Here is a 19,888-nt window from a genome sequence, read left to right as displayed (position 1 = left end):
GGCGGACTACTTCCGCTCGAGCCACTTCAGTTCGTACGCACCCATCTCGAACCGCTTCCCGTCGACCTGCGCGCTGATCTTCCGGTTCAGGGTGTTCACCACGACGACGGTCCTGTCGTCGGCGAGCACCCGCACGTTCGGTACGTCGTCCGCGGCGACCGGCACCGTTTCGTACTCGGTGCCGGGCGGGAACGCCTTGTGGAAGCGGGAGATCAGGTCGTACATGGGCAGCTTCGCGCCGCCGTCGCCCGACTGCGTGGGCGTCCACAGACAGCCGGCACACGTCGTGCCCGTCTTCTCCTCCGGGTTCCAGTAGAAGCCGGAGGACGCGCCGCCCTTGGCCATCGCGACGAGGCCGGACGCCTGGACGGCGACGCGGTGCGGCTCGCTCCAGCCCTTGCGGTCGTCGTTCCGGTCGCCGGGCTCCACGTAGTACTCGGCCCACCACAGGGGCAGGTCACCGGTCTGTCGCTCCACCCACTTGCCGACGGCGGTGAGCTTGTCGGTGGCCTTGAACTCGTCGGGCAGCAGCTCGTCGTCGACGGTGTAGCTGGAGCCGTCGACGACGACGAAGTCGGCGCCCGCCTTGTTCTTGTTCCAGTAGTCGAAGGCGTCGAGGACACGCTGGTCCATGCTGCCCCAGGGCCCCTTCACGTCCGCCGACGCGTTCTCGGTCTGACGCGGATCGACGCTGTCCATCACCAGATAGGGCCCGCCGACCATGATGTCCTTGTCGACCTTCTTGAGGGCCTTGTAGACGAGGTTGTACAGCTCCGTGTAGCCCTCGTAGTCCCAGCGCTGCTTCCCGTTGTTCCAGAAGCCCTTGAACTCGTTCCAGACGATGAAGTGGCGCACGTCCGGGTAGCGCTTGGCGACCGTCGCGGCGAGCGCGGCGAAGTCCTTGAAGTGCGCGCGGTCGGGCGCGGTCTCCAGGGACTGCTGGCTCCAGTCCGTGTTGTCGACGCCCTCCTTGCCGCCCTTCATCCAGTCCGGCGAACAGCACAGGGTGACGACAGGGGTGCCGCCCGACTTCCTGATGAAGTCGATCCGGCGGTCCATCTCGTCGAAGTCGTAACGGCCCTTGACGGGCTCCGGGTTCCCCGCGCCCCAGCCCATGATGTGCTGGATCTGCGGAACCGACTGGCCGGAGAGCCTGTCCTCGACCCGCCGCGTGGCGCCGTCGTCGCCCTCGTCCGCGCTGTACTGGGTGTGTGTGAAGCCCCACCCGACCGCCGGCCCCAGCTGTGCGGGCGGATCGGACGGGGAGCCGTGCACCTTGTCACCCGCGCTCGTGGTGCCCCTGTCGTCGGCCCGGTCGTTCGGCAGTGTGCTGATCACTGTCAGCACCAGGGCCAGAGCGGCCACCCCCACGCCGAGCAGGGCGGTGAGCCGCCACCGCCCCGCCCCCGAAACCCACCCATGACGTCCCATCAAGGGCAAGAGTAACTACGGTCGTTCGCGGAGGGACAGACTCCGCTGCGACAGCGTTGTAGCGGCGCGCGGGACCGGGCCGCCGTGCGGGCAAGCGTGTGACGCGCTGCGGAAATCCCGTGCGGGAGCGCCGTGCGTGGCGGATCATGGCGGCATGTCTGCGAACCCACACGACGCGCTGCCGATCCGGCTCAACGTCGACGACAGCGACTCTCCTGCCGACGTCGTCGACGCGCTGTTCCTCGGCCGCTTCGCGACGGGCGAGCAGCCGCACTCGCACGCGGCGAACATCGACCGCGTGCGGTCGGGGGCCACCCTCCTGCCGCCCGACGCGGTGGTCCTGCGCTCCGCGCGTGACGACGACCGCAGCGCGACGCTCGCCGAGGGCGACGGCTGGACCGTCCTCGTCTCCCGCTGGAACAGGGGCGCCGACGTCACGGTGACGGCGACCACCGCGGAGCTCGCCGAGAAGGTGCTCGGGCAGTCCACGGACGGCGCCGCCGACGAGCCCGAACCCCAGCCGGAGAACGTGACGATGGGGTTCTGGTACGTCTCGCCCCGGCGCGGGCCGCACCGCACCACGCGGCAGATCTCGGCCGGTACGTGGGACGAGGTGCGGGACAACTACACGGCGCCGGTGGCCGGGGCCATGGACCAGCTGATGAAGACGACCCCGGAGGACATCGCTGGCCGGCTGCTTCTGCTGCACGGTCCTCCCGGCACGGGCAAGACGTCCGCGCTGCGCACCCTGGCCCGGTCCTGGCGGGACTGGTGCCAGGTGGACTGCGTACTCGACCCGGAGCGGCTGTTCTCCGACGTCGGCTATCTCATGGACATCGCGATCGGCGAGGACGACGGCACAGCGAAGGGCCGCTGGCGCCTCCTCCTCCTGGAGGACTGCGACGAGCTCATCCGGGGCGAGGCCAAGCACACGGCGGGGCAGGCGCTCTCACGCCTGCTCAACCTGACGGACGGCCTGCTCGGACAGGGGCGGAACGTGCTGGTCGGCGTCACGACGAACGAGGACCTGGAGCGCCTCCACCCGGCGGTCGTGCGCCCCGGCCGCTGCCTGGCCCGTATCGAGGTGGGCCCCCTCACCCACCGCGAGTCGGTGAACTGGCTCGGCAGCGAGGAGGGCGTGAGCCGCGACGGCGCGACACTCGCCGAGCTGTACGCGCTGCGCCGCGGCACCAGCCCGACATCGGTCCCGGACCCGCGCGAGTCGGCGGACGCGGGGCTGTACTTGTAGGGGTGGGGCTGTACTTCCCGTTACCCCTTCTCCCCGTACGACGCCCGCAGCGCGTCCCGTACCGCGGCGAGTGCCTGCGGCTCGGTGAGGCCGAGGCGGTGGGCCCGTTCCGCGAACGCGGCGGCCGCCGCCGCGGCCTCCCGGGCCGACGCGTCACCGGCGGCGGCGACGAACGTGCCGTTGCGGCCGCGCGTCTCGATCACCCCGTCCGACTCGAGCGCCCGATACGCCTTGGCCACCGTGTTCGCGGCCAGGCCGAGCGTCTCGGCGAGCCCGCGCACCGTCGGCAGTTTGTAGCCGACGGGCAGGGTCCCGGAGAGGGCCTGCCCGGCGATCTGGGCCCGTACCTGTTCGTAGGGCGCCGTCGCCGCGCCCGCATCGATGTCGATCATCAAGGTCACGCGCCGATTGTCCCGCACCCCGGAAAAATGGGAGGCACCCAGGCGCGACCCGCGCGTAGCGTGCGGCCGTATGACTGTGATCGTCCGGGCTCTGCGGCCCGAGGACGCTGCGGCGTTCGCCCGGGTGCGGCGCGCCGCGCTGCCCGCCATGCTCGCGACCGCCGAGTCGGTCGCCTTCGATCTGGCGCACGCCCATCCGGACGCCCGGTACCGGCCGCTGGTCGCCGAGGCCGAGGGCGAGGTCGTCGGCACCGCGCAGGTCGGGATCGCGTACGACAGTCCGGACCCGGGGCAGGGCTATGTGAACGCCTATGTGCACCCGGAGCGCCGCGGGCTCGGGGCCGGGTCGCTGATCGTGCGGGCGGCGGAGGAGTACCTCGCCGGTGAGGGCGCCGTCGCCGTCTACTCGTGGGTGCTCGACACCCCGGACGACCGGGCGTTCGCCACGCGCCGCGGCTACCACGCCAGCCGCCCCGCCCACTTCCTCCGACTCGACCTGGCGCACGGCACGCTGCCCCCGCTCACCGCGCCGCCGGCCGGAGTGACGCTGCGGACCGGCGCGGACTTCGCGGACGGCCCGCGTCCCCTGTTCGACCTGGACGCGGAGACGGTGAGCGACGAACCGAGCGACGTGGCCACGGAGTTCACGGACTACGAGCACTGGCTCGACGAGACCTGGCACCATCCGCTGACCGACCATCGGCTGACGTCGGTGGCCGTGGTCTGCGGCCGGCCCGTGGCGTTCAGTCTGGCCCGTACCGACGACGAGACCCGCTACATGTCCGGGATGACCGGCACCGCGCGGGAGTTCCGCGGCCACGGCCTGGCCAAGCTCGCCAAGAACGACTCCCTGCACCGCGCCCGCGAGGCCGGCATCACTGAGGCGTTCACGGGCAACGACGCGGGGAACGGCCCGATGCTCGCGATCAACAAATGGTTCGGCTACGAGATCTGTGCCACGGAGGTACGCCATGTCCGCACCCTCACCTGATCCCGCCGAGGCCCTCGACGTGGTCCTCGTCAAGGCGGGCCGGCTCAAGATCCGTTACCCCGCGGACGTCGTCCGTGACGACGGCACGCGCGTGACCGTCACCGCCGCCTGGGCCTCCCCCGGGGTCAGGGACTTCGGGTTCGTGCAGTTCGGGCCGGGCGACGTCTTCACCGAGCACTACTGGCGGGACCGGTGGTACGCGGTCAAGGAGGTACGCACCGGCGGCGGCACGTTCAAGGGCTGGTACTGCGATGTGACGCGGCCGGCGGTCCGCGAGGGCGGCGAGCTCCGCGTGGAGGATCTCGACCTCGACCTGTGGGTCTCGGCGGACGGCAGCGACGTACTGCGCCTCGACGAGGACGAGTTCGCGGAGAGCGGGCTCGCGGAGCGCGACCCGCACGCGGCGGCGGCCGCAGTCCGCGCCCTCGACGACCTCGAACTCCTCGCGCGCACCGAGGGGTTCGGCCGGCTATTGGCCTAGCGTCGCGACCACCGCGTACCGGTCGTCCTCGACCTGTCTCCCCCACAGCAGCGCGTCCCCGGAGAGCGGTTCGTGCCGGATGTGGGCGACGAGCGGAGCGAGGGCGCCGGTGAGCCGGGCCGCCGGGATGCCGACGGGGCTGAGCGTTCCCCACACGCCCTCCACCAGGATCAGCCGCCCGCCGGGCCGCAGCAGCGAGAGCCAGTGCGCGAGGGCGCCGTCGAGGTCGGGCAGTGTCCACGCGACGTGCCGCATGAGTATGACGTCGAAGGTCTCGCCTGCGACGGGCGGCGCCGCGGCGTCCCCGACGAGCACCCGCGCGGCCCGGCCGGCCAGCTTGGCGCGCGCGAGGTCCACCATGGCGGGCGACAGGTCGACCGCGGTCACGCTGTGTCCCTGGTCGGTGGCGAGCAGCGACATGCTGCCCGTGCCGCAGCCCAGGTCGAGCAGGTCACAGGGGTGATCCGGCAGCCAGTCCCGCAGGCGCGCGGCCCAGGCCTCGCGCACGGCGGGATCACGCAGGCCATGGTCGGGTTCGTCGTCGAAGGCCGCGGCCTCGGTGTCCCAGTCGACCGGTCCGAGGGGCGTCATGTCCCGTTTCGTGGTGTCCTCGCTCATCCTCATGCCCAGATCGTGACACCTGCCACTGACAATCACGCTTCGATGCGTCACCCTCCGGGGAACACGTCTACAGCGGTACCGCAGTGGAACCGGGGTAGGCACAGGAGGCAGTCATGCGCCGTGTGACCATCAACAAGCCCGTGGCGAAGACCAGCACCACCCGCCGGCAGCAGCAGGACGACGCCGCCGCGGAGCGCCGCCACGACCGTCCGGAAGTGCGCAAGGACATCCGGCGCACGTGGTGGCCCGACGAGTGAGCGGGCCGGGACGCACGCGTCAGGCGGACCGGGCCGCGGAGAGCCGCTTGCGGTAGTGGATGCGGTCGTAGAGGCCGTCGGTGCGGCGCTCCACGACCTCGTATCCGTAGCGCGGATAGAGCTCCTGGTTCTCCCACATCATCGCGTTCGTGTAGAGCCGCACCTCGGGAAGGCCGAGCACGCGCGCGTGCTCGTCGACGAACGCCAGCAGCCGCCGCCCCACGCCCTGTCCATGGGCGTCGGGGTGGACGGCGATGCTGTCGAGGAACAGATGGTCCTCGCGGGGCTCGATGACGACGAGCCCGATGACGGCGGGCCCGCCGCCTCGCTCGCCGTCCACGACGTACACCTTGCCCGCGGCCACCTCGGCGCCGTGGTCGGCCTCCATGGGCGCGGGCACCACTCCGATCCGGTCGATGTAGTGGCGGTACGCGGCGTCGGTCACCGCTTTCACTGCGGGCACGTCGGCTGCTTCGGCGCGGCGAACTGTGTGAGTCATGGCCGCACAGTACGGGACATGATCGCAGTCTGAGCCCCCGATTAGCCCTCCCTTAACCGCACCATAAAGATCGCCATCGCCTGCCCTCAGCAGGCGATTTCGCGGTTTTCAGGGGCTAGCTTTCTCACCGCCGGGGCCGTCGTCGCGGCCCGTCCCCCCACCCCTGAACCGCCGTTGAGGAGTTCCACTCATGACAGTTCGCCGCAAGGCCGCCGCGTTCGCCGTCGCAGGTGCCGTCCCGTTCGCCCTGACCGCGCTGGCCGCCGCGCCCGCGTCGGCGCACGGCTCGATGACGGATCCGGTCAGCCGCGTCTCCGCCTGCTACGCGGAGGGCCCGGAGAGCCCGCAGTCAGCGGCGTGCAAGGCCGCCGTCGCGGCCAGTGGCGCGCAGGCCTTCTACGACTGGAACGCGGTCAACATCGCGAACGCCGCGGGCAGGTCGAAGGAGATCATCCCCGACGGCAAGCTGTGCAGCGCGGGCAACGACAAGTACAAGGGGCTCGACCTTCCGCGCGCCGACTGGCCGTCGAGCCCGATGTCGGCGGGCAGCCACACCTTCCACTACAAGGGAACGGCCCCGCACAAGGGCTCGTTCGAGCTGTACATCACCAAGGACTCGTACGACCCGGCGAAGCCGCTGAAGTGGTCGGACCTGGAGGCTCAGCCCTTCGTCAAGGTCACCGACCCGAAGCTGGAGAACGGCGACTACGTCTTCGACGGTGACGTCCCGGCACGGTCGGGCCGTCACCTCATCTACTCGGTCTGGCAGCGCTCCGACTCCCCCGAGGCCTTCTACACGTGCTCCGACGTGGTGTTCGGCAAGGACAGCGGGGCCGGTGCGGCCGCTCCCGCCGCGTCCGCGCCCTCCGACCAGGAGATCGCGGACGGTGCCGGCAAGTCGTCCGTGGAGCACCACCACGGTGACGCCGGGGGCAGCGCCGAGCCGCAGGCCGAGGAGTCCGCGGCCCCCGCTGCCGACGCCGCCGACGACTCGACGGGCGGCCACGGGCCCGAGGCGAAGGGCGGTGCCGCGAAGCCCCTCGCCGACGACAACCTCGCCGAGACGGGCGGCGACAGCACCACCCCGTACATCGCGATGGGCGGCGCCGCGGTTCTGGCGATCGGTGCCGCGACGATGTTCGCGTCGGTGCGGCGCCGCTCCGTGGCGGGTGGGCGTCACAGCCGCTGACGCCGCACAGCCGGGCCGCCGTCTCCCTGCCCACTCCTGGAGGCGGCGGCCCTTTTGCGTTTCTGGCTGCGGTGCGCTCAACTCACCGCCGAGGCGCAGGTGGTGGGGGTGGCGTGGGCCGGGTCGAGGGCGTTCGCGACCTCGTGGAAGGCGACGCGGTCGATGGTGCCGATGGCGACGTGCTCGGACAGGTCGACGGAGCACAGGTCCTGGAGCTTGACGTTGCGGACGTCGGGGCCGCTCAGGAACTGGGTGCCGTACGGCGTGACGACCTCGTCGTACTTGGTCGCGATGACGGTGTAGTGGACGCCGGGGACGGTGTCCCCGCCCTGGTTGAGCTTGGTGATGAACGGGGAGCCCGCCATCTGGTCGGCGAGGCCGGGGGTGGCGAGGGTCAGCAGGTCACCGACCCCGGGGAAGTACGGCAGGAGGTTCGTCAGGCCGTTCAGGGTGGTGCCGTGGTTGTCGGGCGCGACGCCGACGAGGGAGTTCACCTTCGCGGCGCCACCGAGGAACTTGAGGTAGTAGCGGGGCATCATGCCGCCCTGCGAGTGGCCGACGAGGTCGGCCTTGGGGGCGCCGGTGGCGGCGAGCACCTTGTCGACGAAGGTGTCGAGCTGGCCCGCCGACTTGTCGATGGGGCCGAGGCCGTAGAAGAGCGGGACGCCGGGCAACTGTCCGTAGTCGAGCGAGAAGACACAGTAGCCGCGGTTCACCAGGTAGGGGGCGAGGACCAGCCAGTTGTCGACGGAGTTCCCGAAGGTGCCGTGGACGAGGACGACGGGGCGCGGGTGAGCGGCGGACGGCTTGCAGGCGTAGTTGTTCCAGCCGCTGCTGACGGCGGTGTCGGCGTGGGCGGCGGCGGGGACGGCGCCGGCCACGGCGGTGAGCAGCAGGGCCGCGGTCAGGGATCTGACCGCACGTTTCCAGTTCCGGGGCAGCATCGTGTGATCTCCTTGCGGCTCAAGGGAGTTGCGATGTGGGGTGCGTGCCCTGTGATCCGGATCACGAGGATGCTGTACTGCCAGCCAAATTACGCGCCAGTAGTAAAAGAGTGAAGTTACGCGTCAGTAAAAACTTGCAGTGGTAGCTGGACGCTTCCGGTGCTGACGCGGTGTCACCAGGCGGGCCTGATGGGTCCGTCAGGCGCGACGGCGGTCAACTGGTCCAGCAGAGCACGGGCCTTGCGCTCGCCGAGCCGCTCGACCCACGGCCGTACGGCGTCGGCGGCGGACTCCTCGGCGGCCCGTGCGCAGGCCCAGCCGCGTTCGGTCATGACGACGAGCCGGGCGCGGGCGTCGTCCGGGTGGGGCCGGCGCTCGGCGTAGCCCTTGCGCACGAGCTCGTCGACGAGCTGGCTCGCGGCCTGCTTGGTGACCCCCAGATGCGCGGCGAGGTCGGTGGCGGTGGCGCCGTCCCAGGAGAGCCGCGCGAAGGCGAATCCGTGCGCGGGCCGCAGCCCCTCGAAGCCGCGGGCGACGACCCCCTCGTGGATGCGTTGCGTCAGCTCGCCGGCGGCGGAGAGCAGGGCGGCGGACAGGGCCATGGCCTCGGAGTTCTGCACGGAGCCATTGAAACACCCTTGACGGTTTGGTCAAGCTGCCTGACTATGTAGTCAAGTTGCTTGACTACATAGCTCGCTCGACCGATCCGCTCAAGGGAGTCGCCATGCCAGTCGTCCGCGCATCCGATGCCGTCGTTCACGAGATGCACGGCGTCCGTTTCGTCTCGTACGCCAAACCCGCCGCCGGCAGCAAGGAGCTGTGCGCCTGGCGGGCCGAGATCCCGGCGGGCACCCCGGGCGTCGCCCACACGGTGTCCCGCGAGGAGATCCTGCACGTGCTCAGCGGCAGTCTGCGCTTCACGGTCGACGGGCGCACGGACACGCTCGCCGCGGGCGACACCGCGATCGTCAATCCGGGCGCGACCCTCACCGTCGAGAACCCCGGCGACTCGCCCGCCGCCATGTGGGTCACGACGTCCGCGGGCCTGGAGGCCGTGCTGGCGGACGGCACCCGCCTCACGCCGCCCTGGGCTCAGTAGCGGCTCACGCCGCGAGCCGCCCGGGCACGATCGCCCCGGGTCCGAACCGCGCCCGGGCCCGGTCGGCCACCGCCTCCAGCGCCCGCGCCTTCTCGTCCGCGGGGTCGAAGGTCAGCTGACAGGCGGAACCCTCGACCGGGCGGAGCCCCTCCGCCCGCAGAGCGAGCGCCCGCACCCTGGCCCGCTGCAGGCCGAGCGCCTCGTACATCCGGTACGCGGCCGTGGACAGCGCGGTCGTGTGCCCGGTGGGCTCGGGGAGCGTACGACTGCGGGTCGTCGTGGACCGGTCGGCGTAGCGCACGGTGAGGGTCAGCGAGCGGCACACCTGCTTCCCGTCGCGGAGCCGGGCGCCCAGCTCGTCGGCGAGGGAGAGCAGGGCGCGGCGGTGCCGGTACGGGTCGAGTTCGTCGCGCGGGAAGGGGCGTTCGGCGGCGGTGGACCGCGTGGCGGCGTTGGGTGTGACCCGGGTGCGGTCGACGCCGCGCGCCTTCTCGTGCAGTTCACGGCCGATACGGGCGGTGGTGAGCCGTTGCAGGGTGCCCTGCGGGGCGGCGGCCACCCTGTCCAGGGTGTCGAGCCCGTACTCGCACAGGGTGCGGGCGGTGGCGGCGCCGACGCCGGGCAGCGCGGCGACCGGCTGCCCGGCGAGGAACTCCGCCACGGCGCCGGGGTCCCCCGGCACCACCCGGGTCACCCCGGGCGAGGCCGTCCGCGCGGCCATCCGCGCCAGCATCGGGCCGGGGCCCGCGCCGATCACGCACTCCACCCCGTACAGGGCGAGCGCCCGCACCCGGATCACCGCGGCGAGTTCGACGGCGTCCCGCCCGAAGTAGCGCACGGCGCCGCCCAGGTCCACGAGGGCGGCGTCGGGCGGCAGCGCCTCGACCGTCGGGCTGAACTCGCCCAGCAGGCCGATCAGTTGGGGCAGTGCCGCCTCGTACACGGGCGGCAGCAGGAACCGTACGTACAGAGTGGTCATCCTGCGCTCCCTGGGCTCTGGTGCCACAGTTTGCGCGGCGGTCCGGACTGGCCGTCGCCCGCCGGGCGCAGGTCCGCCCAGGGGTGCATCTCGTATCCCGTGGCCATGCGGATACGACGGCCGTCGACCGGGTCGTCCTCGTCGGACGGCGGCTGCTCGGGCGGCTCCGCCAGGCGCAGCGCCACCGCGTCGAGGCCGCCCTGCCGGCGCACCTCCACCAGGTCCGCGAGGTTCCACGCGGCCGCGCCCACCACGCTGAGGCTGCGCGGTCCGCGCCGCTGGACCGTGCCGCGGACCAGGAGCAGCCACGAGTGGAAGACGGTGTGCGCGCACGCGGCGTGCGCGTCGTCGAAGAAGGCCAGGTCGACCAGGCCCGTGCCGTCGTCCAGGGTCGTGAAGATGACGCGCTCTCCGGAGCGGATCGGCGGGGTCTGCGTGGCGACCTTGGCACCCGCGACCAGCACGACCTTGCCGTGCTCGGCCTCGCGCAGGCGGCGCGCCGTCAGCACTCCCAGCTCCTCGAGGAACTTCTCGTGGTCGCCCATGAGATGGCGGGAGGCGTCCATCCCGAGTACCCCGAGTTCGGCGCTGAGCCGCTCGGCGTCGCCGAGGTCGGGCAGGCCGGCCGGCGCGGTCCCGTGGCCGCCGGACAGGGGCAGTTGGGCGCCGCGGGCGCCTCGGGACCCGCGCGTTCCCCGGTGCAGTTCGGTCAAGTGGAGTTGCAGGTCACGCCGGTTGGCGCCGAACGCGTCGAGCCCGCCGACCTGGGCGAGCCGCTGCGCGAGCGGCCGGCTGGGCCTGGCCCGCTCCCAGAAGTCGAGCAGCGAGGAGTAGGGCTGCCCCTCCTCGATGCGGGCCGCCTCGGCCTCGCTGATGCCGTGCACGTCGGAGAGCGCGAGCCGCACGCCCCACTTCTCCTTTTTGCGACCGCCACTTTCGTGACCACCACTTTCGCGACCGGCACTCCCTTTATCAGACACCAGTTCGATACGGTGAGCGACCGCGGACTTGTTCACGTCCAGCGGAAGGACCGGCACCCCGCGCCGCCGCGCGTCCGCGAGAATCAGCCGCTTCGGGTACATCCCGGGGTCATGGGTGAGCAACCCCGCGTAGAACGCGGCCGGGTGATGGGCCTTCAGCCACGCCGACTGGTAGGTCGGCACCGCGAAGGCGACGGCGTGTGCCTTGCAGAACCCGTACGACCCGAAGGCCTCGACGATCTCCCAGGTGCGGGCGATGGTCTCGGCGTCGTATCCGTGCGCCGCCGCCTGCTGTGCGAACCAGAACCGGATGCGCCCCTGCGAATCGGGGTCGGACAGCCCCCTCCTGACCCGGTCCGCCTCGTCGCGGCCGCACCCCGTCATGATGTTCACGATCTCGATGATCTGCTCGTGGAAGACGACGACCCCGTACGTCTCCTTCAGGGGTCCCTCCAGGTCGCGGTGCGGATAGCGGACCGGCGCACGCCCGTGCCGCGCCTCGATGAACGGCCGCACCATGTCGGCGGCGACGGGTCCCGGGCGGAACAGCGAGATGTCCACCACGAGGTCGTGGAAGGTGGCCGGCTGGAGCCGCCCCACCAGGTCCCGCTGGCCCGGCGACTCGATCTGGAAACAGCCCAGCGTCTCGGTGGACTTGATGAGCCGGTACGTCTCCGGGTCACCGGGCGCCACCGCGTCCAGGTCCACCGTGGAGCCGGTCGCGCGCTCGGTCTCCGCGACCGCGTGCGCCATCGCCGACTGCATCCGCACCCCGAGGACGTCGAGCTTGAGCAGGCCGAGGTCCTCGACGTCCTCCTTGTCGAACTGCGACATGGGAAAGCCCTCGCCGCTGGTCGGCATGACGGGTGTACGGGCGAGCAGCGAGGCGTCCGAGAGCAGCACCCCGCACGGGTGCATGGCGATACCGCGCGGCAGCGCGTCGAGCGCCTCGACCAGCTCCCACATGCGTCCGTACCTGTCCCCGCCCCGCCGGGACTCCCCTACCAGTTCCCGCAGTTCGGGCAGTTCCTCCAGCGCTGCCCGCGCGTCGCGGGCACGGATGTGCGGGAAGGACTTGGCGATCCGGTCGATGTCGGCCGGGTCCATGGACAGGGCCGCGCCCACATCGCGTACGGCATGGCGGACGCGGTACGTCTCCGGCATCGAGACGGTCGCGACGCGCTCGGCGCCGAACCGGTCGATGATCGCCCGGTAGACCTCCAGGCGCCGGGCCGACTCCACGTCGATGTCGATGTCGGGCAGGACGGAGCGGCGCTTGGACAGGAACCGCTCCATGAGGAGGCCGTGTTCGACCGGGTCCGCGTGCGCGATCCCGAGCAGATGGTTGACCAGGGACCCGGCACCGGAGCCGCGCGCGGCGACCCGGATGCCCATGTCCCGTACGTCGTCGACGACTTGGGACACCGTCAGGAAGTAGGTGGCGAAGTCGTGGTACGCGATGATGTCCAGCTCGCGGTGCATCCGCTCCCAGTACTCCCGCTTCCGGTCGTACCCGAGGCGCAGCATCCCCGCCGCCGCCCGCGACACGAGGACCCGCTGGGCGGTGCGGCGGCCGGCGCCGACGAGCCGCGGTTCGGGGAAGTGCACGGAGCCGAGGCCGAGGTCGTCCTCGGGGTCGACGCGGCATTCGGCCGCCACGGCGTTGGTCTGTTCGAGCAGCCGGTACGCGGCGTCGCGGCGGAAGCCCGCGGCCTCCACCACCCGTTCGGCCGTCATCAGCATGGCCCCGGCGTCCTTCAGCCAGCGCTCGCCGCTGTCGAGTTCCTTGCGGGGGTCGACCGGGACGAGGCGGCGCGCGGCGTCGAGGACATCGGCGACCGGGCCGAGGCCCGGGTCGGCGTACCGGACGTCGTTGCTGAGGACGGGGCGGATGCCCTGCTCGGCGGCGAAGCCGACGGTGCGGGCGGCCAGGCGCAGGGATCCGGGGCCCGTGCCCTCGCGTCCGTGGTGGACGGCTTCGAGGCGCAGGGCGTCGCCGTAGATCTCCCGCCAGGGGACGAGGAGGTGCGCGGCCCGGTCGGGGCGGCCCGCGGCGAGCGCGCGGCCGACGTCGGACGCGGGTCCGAGCAGCACGGTCAGGCCGTCGCCGTGGTTGTCCTCCCAGGTCAGCCGGGTCTCGCCGGCGGCGTGGGCGGCGGTGACCAGGCGGCACAGGGAGGCCCAGCCGATGGCTCCGTCGCGGGCGAGGAAGGTCACGCGCGGGGTCGACTCGTCGATGAAGGCACCACCGCGCACGGGCTGCCTGCGGCGCTCGGCCGGGGTGCGGCCCGGCGCGGGGGATCCGGCCGGCGGGGGTCCGCCCACCGCGAGGTCCGTCCCGAACAGCGGCCGCACCCCTGCCTTGACGCAGGCCTTGGCGAACCTGACCGAGCCCGAGAGGGTGTCCCGGTCGGTGAGGGCGAGTGCGTCCATGCCCCGTTCGGAGGCACGCTCGGCCAGCCGCTCCGGGTGCGAGGCCCCGTACCGAAGGGAGAACCCGGAAACGGTGTGCAAATGCGTGAACCCTGGCACACGCACCTCCTGCGCACCTCGAACCGACCTGCTCTCGCCTCCCCACCACCACCATAGACCAAGTATCGAACGCATGTGCGACATCCGAGTGAGGTCGCTGCCCCGGGCACCCGTTCAGCCCACCCCACCTGCACGAACACCGTGCTCCCCGGACCGTGGGAGCATGATCCAGACAGCTGACACCCCGCCCGGGCCCCGAAGCACCCGGCACGCCCGAACCGCCCAGAACGCGAGGGGCCGACCCGTCGATGACGGGTCGGCCCCTGCGTCTGGCTGTCCGGGCTTCCGGCTGTCCCGCTGTCGTTACATCAGCCGATCTCGGCGCCGAACGTGGACAGCGCCTCCGTCACCGGCTGGAAGAAGGTCTCCCCGCCGGAGCTGCAGTCGCCGCTGCCGCCCGAGGTGAGGCCGATCGCGGTGTCGCCCGAGAAGAGCGAGCCGCCGCTGTCGCCGGGCTCGGCGCAGACGTCGGTCTGGATGAGGCCGTTGACGATGTCGCCGTTGCCGTAGTTCACGGTGGCGTCCAGGCCGGTGACGCTGCCGTCGTGGACCTGGGTCGTGGAGCCGCTGCGGGTCACCTTCATGCCGACGGTCGCGTCGCCCGCCTTGGTGATCTGCTGGCTGGAGCCGTTGTAGAGGTCGACCTCGCTCGGGTGCGCGACGTCGGCGGTGTACTTGACCAGGCCGAAGTCGTTGTCCGGGAAGCTGGACTGCTCGTTCGTGCCGATCTCCTGGCCGCTCGAGTCCGACCAGGTCGAGATCGCCTCGGTGCAGTGGCCGGCCGTGATGAAGTACGGCTGGCCGCCCTTGACCACGTTGAAGCCGAGGGAGCACCGGCCGCCGCTGCCGGTGATGGCGTCGCCGCCCGCGATGAGGGGCTTGAACTCCCCCTTGGTGCGCTGGAGTTCGGCCTTGGAGCCGAGACCGTCGACGACCTTGCTCAGCTTGCTCCACGCGGCCGTGTCGACCGTGCGGTCGGCGGTCACGACGACCTTGTTGGTGGCCGGGTCGACCGCCCACGAGGTGCCGGGGATCGTCGCGTCCTGCTTCAGGGTGGTGCGGGCGCCCTTCAGTTCGGCCAGGGAGTTCTCGACGACTCTGGCCTTGGCTCCGGCCGCCCGCACGACGTCCGCCGCGTCCTTGTTCAGGACGTTCACGACGAGGTGCTTGGCCTTCGCGTCGTAGTACGTGCCCGCCGAGTCCGCTCCGAGGTCCTTGGTCAGGGACGAGGCGAGATTTCCGGCCTTCGCGATCGACAGGGTCTGCGGGGCCACATCAGGGGTGTCCGTGCTCGCGTTCGCAGTCTGGAAGGTGACTCCCGCGGCGACCAGGGCGGCGATGCCCGCTCCTACCGCGGCGGCACGCCGCTTGGGTATGCGTCGGTGCTTCAACTCTCGTCCTCCTGTGGGGGGTCGGAACCGACCGCTGTGGGGTGAGCCGGTCCCGTAGGTTGACGCGCCCACTATCCCGACGGCCACAGGGGACACACAAGGTCGACTTCAGGACGCGCGTGCGACTGACGCTATGCGCTCCCCCGGCCGCATGCACCCCCGTCATGCGCCTGTCGCACCACGTCGGTTCCCACTGCAAACACTCCGCGCAGAGGGGCGGTCCGCAATGGGTGAGGTCTAGTCCTGTCTTGATTCCGATGCCGCTGGGCCGGGAATCGGCGGCCGCTCGGCGGCCGGCTGCCGCGCCGCATCCCCCGGCGTCGCCCGTTCCAGGAAGCGCAGCAGCTCCACCGGGAAGGGCAGTACGAGGGTCGAGTTCTTCTCGGCGGCGACGGCCACCACGGTCTGCAGGAGTCTCAGTTGGAGCGCCGCGGGCTGTTCGGACATCTCCGAGGCCGCCTCGGCGAGCTTCCTGGACGCCTGGAGTTCGGCGTCCGCGTTGATGATCCGGGCGCGCCGCTCGCGCTCCGCCTCGGCCTGCCGCGACATCGAGCGTTTCATGGTCTCGGGCAGCGACACGTCCTTGATCTCGACGCGGTCGATCTGCACGCCCCAGCCGATGGCCGGGCTGTCGATCATCAACTCGAGGCCCTGGTTGAGCTTTTCGCGGTTCGAGAGAAGGTCGTCGAGGTCGCTCTTGCCGATGATGGAGCGCAGCGACGTCTGCGCCATCTGGGAGACGGCGAACCGGTAGTCCTCCACCTGTACGACGGCCTCGGACGCGTCAACCACCTTGAAGTAGATGACGGCGTCGACCCGCACCGTGACGTTGTCCCGCGTGATGCCGTCCTGCGCGGGCACCGGCATCGTGACGATCTGCATGTTGACCTTACGGAGCCGGTCCACGAACGGCACGATCATCGTGAACCCCGGGCCGCGCACATCCGGTCGCAGCCGCCCCAGACGGAAGACCACGCCCCGCTCGTACTGATTGACGACGCGCGCTGCCGCGGCCGTCACGCAGATCACCGCGGCGGACGCGGCAGCGGCTCCCGCCACCACCAGCTCCTCGACCATGGAGGCCTCCAGGGGTCGGACCCAGGCACTCAGGGACGTTTTTCGACGGTTTCTCCTTCGAAGGTAACTCCGGAACGCGCACAAGGGCGAGCCCCCGCACGGCAGTTGCCGTACGGGGGCTCCCTGCTGCTGGCTGCAGGTCACGCTGTCCGAAGGCCGGTGACCGCCGGCCGAGGGACACGGATCAGTAGACGCTCACTCCGTACGCACTCAGCGCCTCGGTGACCGGCTGGAAAAAGGTCGTACCACCGGAGGTGCAGTTGCCGCTGCCGCCGGAGGTCAGACCGTACGCGGTCGAGCCGCCGTAGAGCGGGCCGCCGGAGTCGCCGGGCTCGGCGCAGACCGTGGTCTGGATGAGGCCGGAGACGATGTCGCCGCCGCCGTAGTTCACGGTGGCGTTGAGCGCGGTGACGCGGCCGCTGTGGATGCCGGTGGTCGAGCCGCGCCGGGTGACCGTGGTCCCCACGGACGGCGTGGCCGCACCGGTGATGTCCTGGCTGCCGACCGTTCCGGGCGGGGTCCCCGTGCTGCTGTACCTGACGAGGCCGTAGTCGTTGCCCGGGAAGCTGGATCCCGCGGTCGAACCGATGGTCGTCGAGTGGGACGAGTTCGACCACCAGGTGCCGGCGCCGTCGGTGCAGTGGCCCGCGGTCAGGAAGTAGTAGGTGCTGCCCGAGCGGACGTTGAAGCCGAGCGAGCAGCGCCAGCTACTCGCATAGATGGCGTCGCCGCCGGAGACCAGCTTCTTGAACGTGCCGGGGGTGCGCTCGATCTTCAGGGCGCCCGCGTTGCTGCCGGCCGCCTTCTGGATCCTGGCGATCTCGGCCTGGGAGACCGTGCTGTCGGCGGTGACGACGACCTGGTTGGTCTTCTGGTCGACCGTCCAGGCGGTGCCGGGTACATCGGACTTCAGGACGGACGTGCCTGCCTGGGTGAGCTGGGTCGCGCTGAAGGTGTGCGCGACGGGCGCGTCCGACGCGCTGGCCGTGGGGACGGTGAGTGCGCCGATGGCGACGAGTCCGGAGGCCACGGAGATCATCCGGGCGCGTCTCGCTATGCCACTGCGGGGGGTGGTGCGCTTGATCCTCACTGGTCGTTCCTCCCGAGGGAAGTCGGGGGCCCGCGTGGGGTCGGGGGCCCGTGAGGCGCAGCCAGCGGCTCCCGTTCGGATTCCGGATTCCGGAATGTTCCGAAGATGCGGTGCCCCTGACAAGCGCTGGTCGGGAGTATTCGGCGTTTCAACTGACCGGCACAAGGGCGCCTTTCGGCCGTCCGTCCGGTACACGTCCACATGCCCCGACGGCTGCTGCGGTGGTTCGCAGGCCGCCGGGGCTCGGCTCTTCTGTCAGACGGAGTGGCGGCCGACGAGGTTCCGTTCGCCGGCCTCGATCTTGACCGGCAGGGTGTTGCCGGGCGGCGGGAAGGGGCAGACGAAGTGGTCGGCGAAGGCGCAGGGCGGCAGCACCGCGCGGTTGAAGTCGACGCTCGTACGGCCTTCGGCGTCGGGCGCGGCGGGTCGCAGGAAGCGGAACCGGAAGGTCCCGTCGCCGCTGGTGGCGTCGGCGAACACGGCCCACAGCGAGCCGTCCGCCTGCACCGCGACCTGGAGGGTCAGGTCCTGTCCGTCGAGGGAGAAGGCCAGTTCACCGCCGAGGCCGAGGCCGCGCTCCTTGCCGTCGGCGTTCTCGACGCGGACCGTGCGGCTCTCCTCGTACGGCGTGAAGCGGCCCTCGACCGTCCAGCGGGGGTCGTGGCCGGTGGCCTCGATGCCTCCGAAGTCGCGTCGCGGCCCCGACTGCGGGTCGAAGTCGCGTACGGCCCACAGGCCTTCGCGCACGATCACGACGAGGCGGCGCTCGCCGAGGCCGATCCGCGCGTCGGCCGTGAGCCGCACCTCGCCGGTCAGCGGCTGTCCGTCGCGGGTGAGGCCGTCCTCGGGGGCGGCGGTCAGGACGACTTGGCCGCCGTCGGCCCGCCACTTCCCGGGAATGGCCGGAAGTGTGCCTTCCGGATAGTCGTCCAGCCAGTGGGTGCCGGTGAGGGCGAGCGGTCCGTAGGGCTCGGAGACGGATGCGGTCCGCTGCTCGTGCCACTGCTGCCAGGCACCGGCTGCGTCGTCGGTCATGCGGTCAGGCCTTCCTCGCGTGCGGGGCGTACGGGTTCTTTCAGCCCCAGATGGGAGCGCAGCGTCGTACCGGTGTATTCCGTGCGGTACGCCCCGCGTTCCTGGAGCAGGGGCACCACCTGGTCGACGAACTCGTCCAGGCCGCCCGGGGTGAGGTGCGGTACGAGGATGAAGCCGTCGGCCGCGTCGCTCTGCACGAACTCGTCGAGCTCGGCGGCGACGGCCTGCGGGGTGCCGATGAACGACTGGCGCGTGGTGGTCTCGATGACGGTCTGCCGGATGGACAGACCCTTGGCGCGCGACAGGGCGCGCCACTGCTCGGCGATGGCACGGGGGTCGCCGCGCTTGGTACGGCCCTGGGAGAGCTCGGAGTCGACGACCGGATCGATGTCCGGCAGCGGCCCGTCGGGGTCGTACGCACAGAGGTCGACGCCCCAGATCTGCTCCAGGGTGAGGAGCGCGTTCTGCGGGGACACCTGCTGCCGCCTGATCCCGGCGGCGCGCTCCTGGGCCTCGGCGGCGGTGTCGCCGAGTACCACGGTGACACCCGGCATGATCTTCAGGTCCTCGGCGGACCGCCCGTACGTGGCGAGCCGGCTCTTCACATCGGCGTAGAAGGCGCGGCCCGCCTCCAGCGTGCCGTGCCTAGTGAAGATCACGTCCGCCGCCGACGCCGCGAACTCACGCCCCTCGGGCGAGTCCCCGGCCTGAATGACGACGGGGTGCCCTTGCGGGGAGCGCGGCAGCGTGAACTCGCCCTCGATGTCGAAGTGCCGGCCGGTGTGCGCGAAGGGCCGCGGCTCACCTCCGGGTGTCCAGGAGTCCCACAGCTCGCGGGCCGTGGCGACGAACTCTGCGGCACGCGTGTACCGGTCCGCCCTGTCGAGGAAGCCGCCGCGGCGGAAGTTCTCGCCCGTGAACGCGTCGGAGGAGGTGACGACGTTCCAGGCGGCGCGGCCCCCGCTGAGGTGGTCGAGCGTGGCGAACCTGCGGGCGGTCTCGTAGGGCTCGTTGAACGTCGCGTTGACCGTCGCGGCAAGGCCCAGGCGCTCGGTGACGGCCGCGAGGGCGTTCAGGACGGTGACGGACTCCGGCCGCCCGACGACATCGAGATCGTGGACGCGCCCCTTGTGCTCGCGCAGCCGCAGCCCCTCCGCGAGGAAGAAGAAGTCGAACAGGCCGCGCTCGGCGGTGCGGGCGAGGTGCTCGAACGACGCGAAGTCGATCTGCGAGCGGGAGCGCGGATCGGTCCAGACGGTGGTGTTGTTGACCCCCGGGAAGTGGGCGGCGAGATGAACGTGCTTACGTGGCGTGGCAGTTGAGGTCATGACGGGCCCCCCGCGAGCGCGGCGTACTGGTTGGCGGGCCGGGCGAGCCCCAGGTGCTCCCTGAAGGTGCTGCCCGGATAGAACGTGCGGAACAGGCCGCGGTGCTGGAGCAGCGGCACCGTGCCGTTGACGAGCCGCTCCAGGTCACGGCGCGGCTCGACGGGTGTGAGGTGGAAGCCGTCCACGGCTCCGGCGCGGTGCCAGGCGGCGACGAGGTCGGCGAGGCCGACCGGGCCGCCCCGGTAGAGCGGGCCGAGGTCGCTCGGCAGCGGCCCTCCCCCGCCGTGGCCGGGCACGGCCGCGCGCTCCCCGCC

General features: G+C 71.5%; 19 protein-coding genes and 1 pseudogene. 6 read left to right on the top strand and 14 right to left on the bottom strand.

Going from position 1 to position 19,888, the window contains the following annotated elements; all coding sequences use genetic code 11:
- Window positions 1–6: 6 nt before the first annotated feature.
- Window positions 7–1,431, bottom strand: coding sequence for a GH39 family glycosyl hydrolase (locus CG723_RS37950; RefSeq protein WP_100598098.1), 1,425 nt, complete (start codon window positions 1,429–1,431; stop codon window positions 7–9).
- Window positions 1,432–1,585: 154 nt separating this feature from the next.
- Here CG723_RS37950 and CG723_RS37945 point away from each other — a divergent pair, with 154 nt between their 5' ends.
- Window positions 1,586–2,680: a DUF5925 domain-containing protein gene (locus tag CG723_RS37945; protein WP_100598097.1), complete on the top strand. Its 1,095-nt coding sequence runs from the start codon at window positions 1,586–1,588 to the stop codon at window positions 2,678–2,680.
- A gap of 20 nt (window positions 2,681–2,700) precedes the next feature.
- Here CG723_RS37945 and CG723_RS37940 read toward each other — a convergent pair whose 3' ends face one another.
- Complete coding sequence (locus tag CG723_RS37940; RefSeq protein ID WP_199842055.1) at window positions 2,701–3,081, bottom strand: GntR family transcriptional regulator; 381 nt, start codon at window positions 3,079–3,081, stop codon at window positions 2,701–2,703.
- 70 nt (window positions 3,082–3,151) lie between these two features.
- On the opposite strand from CG723_RS37940, the gene CG723_RS37935 reads away from it, so the two are divergent.
- On the top strand, window positions 3,152–4,072 hold the full coding sequence (locus CG723_RS37935) for a GNAT family N-acetyltransferase (protein ID WP_100598096.1): 921 nt from the start codon (window positions 3,152–3,154) through the stop codon (window positions 4,070–4,072).
- Window positions 4,053–4,553 (top strand): DUF402 domain-containing protein, encoded by a 501-nt coding sequence (locus CG723_RS37930; protein WP_100598095.1) that lies wholly within the window; start codon window positions 4,053–4,055, stop codon window positions 4,551–4,553. The genes CG723_RS37935 and CG723_RS37930 overlap by 20 nt, the downstream gene beginning before the upstream one ends.
- Here CG723_RS37930 and CG723_RS37925 read toward each other — a convergent pair.
- Window positions 4,542–5,177: a class I SAM-dependent methyltransferase gene (locus CG723_RS37925; protein WP_100598094.1), complete on the bottom strand. Its 636-nt coding sequence runs from the start codon at window positions 5,175–5,177 to the stop codon at window positions 4,542–4,544. The two genes, CG723_RS37930 and CG723_RS37925, sit on opposite strands and share 12 nt — an antisense overlap.
- Before the next feature lie 110 nt (window positions 5,178–5,287).
- Here CG723_RS37925 and CG723_RS47140 point away from each other — a divergent pair, with 110 nt between their 5' ends.
- On the top strand, window positions 5,288–5,431 hold the full coding sequence (locus tag CG723_RS47140) for a hypothetical protein (RefSeq protein WP_199842054.1): 144 nt from the start codon (window positions 5,288–5,290) through the stop codon (window positions 5,429–5,431).
- A 19-nt stretch (window positions 5,432–5,450) separates the two neighbouring features.
- Here CG723_RS47140 and CG723_RS37920 read toward each other — a convergent pair whose 3' ends face one another.
- Window positions 5,451–5,930 (bottom strand): GNAT family N-acetyltransferase, encoded by a 480-nt coding sequence (locus CG723_RS37920; RefSeq protein ID WP_100598093.1) that lies wholly within the window; start codon window positions 5,928–5,930, stop codon window positions 5,451–5,453.
- Window positions 5,931–6,120: 190 nt separating this feature from the next.
- Between CG723_RS37920 and CG723_RS37915 the strand changes: the two genes are divergently transcribed.
- On the top strand, window positions 6,121–7,119 hold the full coding sequence (locus CG723_RS37915) for a lytic polysaccharide monooxygenase (RefSeq protein WP_100598092.1): 999 nt from the start codon (window positions 6,121–6,123) through the stop codon (window positions 7,117–7,119).
- 77 nt (window positions 7,120–7,196) lie between these two features.
- On the opposite strand, the gene CG723_RS37910 is transcribed toward CG723_RS37915, so the two are convergent.
- A complete protein-coding gene (locus tag CG723_RS37910; RefSeq protein ID WP_100598091.1) occupies window positions 7,197–8,063 on the bottom strand; it encodes an esterase/lipase family protein in 867 nt (288 codons plus the stop codon).
- Between the two features lie 173 nt (window positions 8,064–8,236).
- Window positions 8,237–8,683, bottom strand: coding sequence for a MarR family winged helix-turn-helix transcriptional regulator (locus CG723_RS37905; RefSeq protein ID WP_100598090.1), 447 nt, complete (start codon window positions 8,681–8,683; stop codon window positions 8,237–8,239).
- Window positions 8,684–8,787: 104 nt separating this feature from the next.
- On the opposite strand from CG723_RS37905, the gene CG723_RS37900 reads away from it, so the two are divergent.
- Window positions 8,788–9,162 carry a cupin domain-containing protein gene (locus CG723_RS37900; protein ID WP_100598089.1) on the top strand — a complete coding sequence of 125 codons (375 nt, stop codon included), beginning with the start codon at window positions 8,788–8,790 and terminating at the stop codon, window positions 9,160–9,162.
- A 4-nt stretch (window positions 9,163–9,166) separates the two neighbouring features.
- On the opposite strand, the gene CG723_RS37895 is transcribed toward CG723_RS37900, so the two are convergent.
- The 8 genes and pseudogenes from CG723_RS37895 to CG723_RS37860 form a co-directional block, all read right to left on the bottom strand.
- Window positions 9,167–10,141, bottom strand: coding sequence for a DNA polymerase Y family protein (locus CG723_RS37895; protein ID WP_100598088.1), 975 nt, complete (start codon window positions 10,139–10,141; stop codon window positions 9,167–9,169).
- Window positions 10,138–13,653 carry a DNA polymerase III subunit alpha gene (locus CG723_RS37890; RefSeq protein ID WP_100598087.1) on the bottom strand — a complete coding sequence of 1,172 codons (3,516 nt, stop codon included), beginning with the start codon at window positions 13,651–13,653 and terminating at the stop codon, window positions 10,138–10,140. Before CG723_RS37890 ends, CG723_RS37895 begins: the two co-directional genes overlap by 4 nt.
- A 308-nt stretch (window positions 13,654–13,961) precedes the next feature.
- Window positions 13,962–15,044, bottom strand: coding sequence for a S1 family peptidase (locus CG723_RS37885; protein WP_100598086.1), 1,083 nt, complete (start codon window positions 15,042–15,044; stop codon window positions 13,962–13,964).
- A gap of 237 nt (window positions 15,045–15,281) precedes the next feature.
- Window positions 15,282–16,121: a slipin family protein gene (locus CG723_RS37880; protein WP_100598085.1), complete on the bottom strand. Its 840-nt coding sequence runs from the start codon at window positions 16,119–16,121 to the stop codon at window positions 15,282–15,284.
- Window positions 16,122–16,305: 184 nt separating this feature from the next.
- Complete coding sequence (locus CG723_RS37875) at window positions 16,306–17,211, bottom strand: S1 family peptidase (RefSeq protein WP_100598084.1); 906 nt, start codon at window positions 17,209–17,211, stop codon at window positions 16,306–16,308.
- Window positions 17,212–17,466: 255 nt separating this feature from the next.
- The gene (locus tag CG723_RS37870) at window positions 17,467–18,246 is read right to left on the bottom strand and encodes a DUF1684 domain-containing protein (RefSeq protein WP_100598083.1); all 780 of its coding nucleotides are present in this window, start codon (window positions 18,244–18,246) and stop codon (window positions 17,467–17,469) included.
- Window positions 18,243–19,574 (bottom strand): NtaA/DmoA family FMN-dependent monooxygenase, encoded by a 1,332-nt coding sequence (locus tag CG723_RS37865; RefSeq protein ID WP_100598082.1) that lies wholly within the window; start codon window positions 19,572–19,574, stop codon window positions 18,243–18,245. The genes CG723_RS37870 and CG723_RS37865 overlap by 4 nt, the downstream gene beginning before the upstream one ends.
- A pseudogene (locus CG723_RS37860) lies at window positions 19,571–19,888 on the bottom strand (LLM class flavin-dependent oxidoreductase); the annotation flags it as partial. The gene CG723_RS37865 and the pseudogene CG723_RS37860, both read right to left, overlap by 4 nt.

It is taken from the genome of Streptomyces sp. CB01635 (assembly GCF_002803065.1).
GTDB lineage: Bacteria > Actinomycetota > Actinomycetes > Streptomycetales > Streptomycetaceae > Streptomyces.
This window is presented reverse-complemented; position numbering and strand designations above follow the sequence as displayed.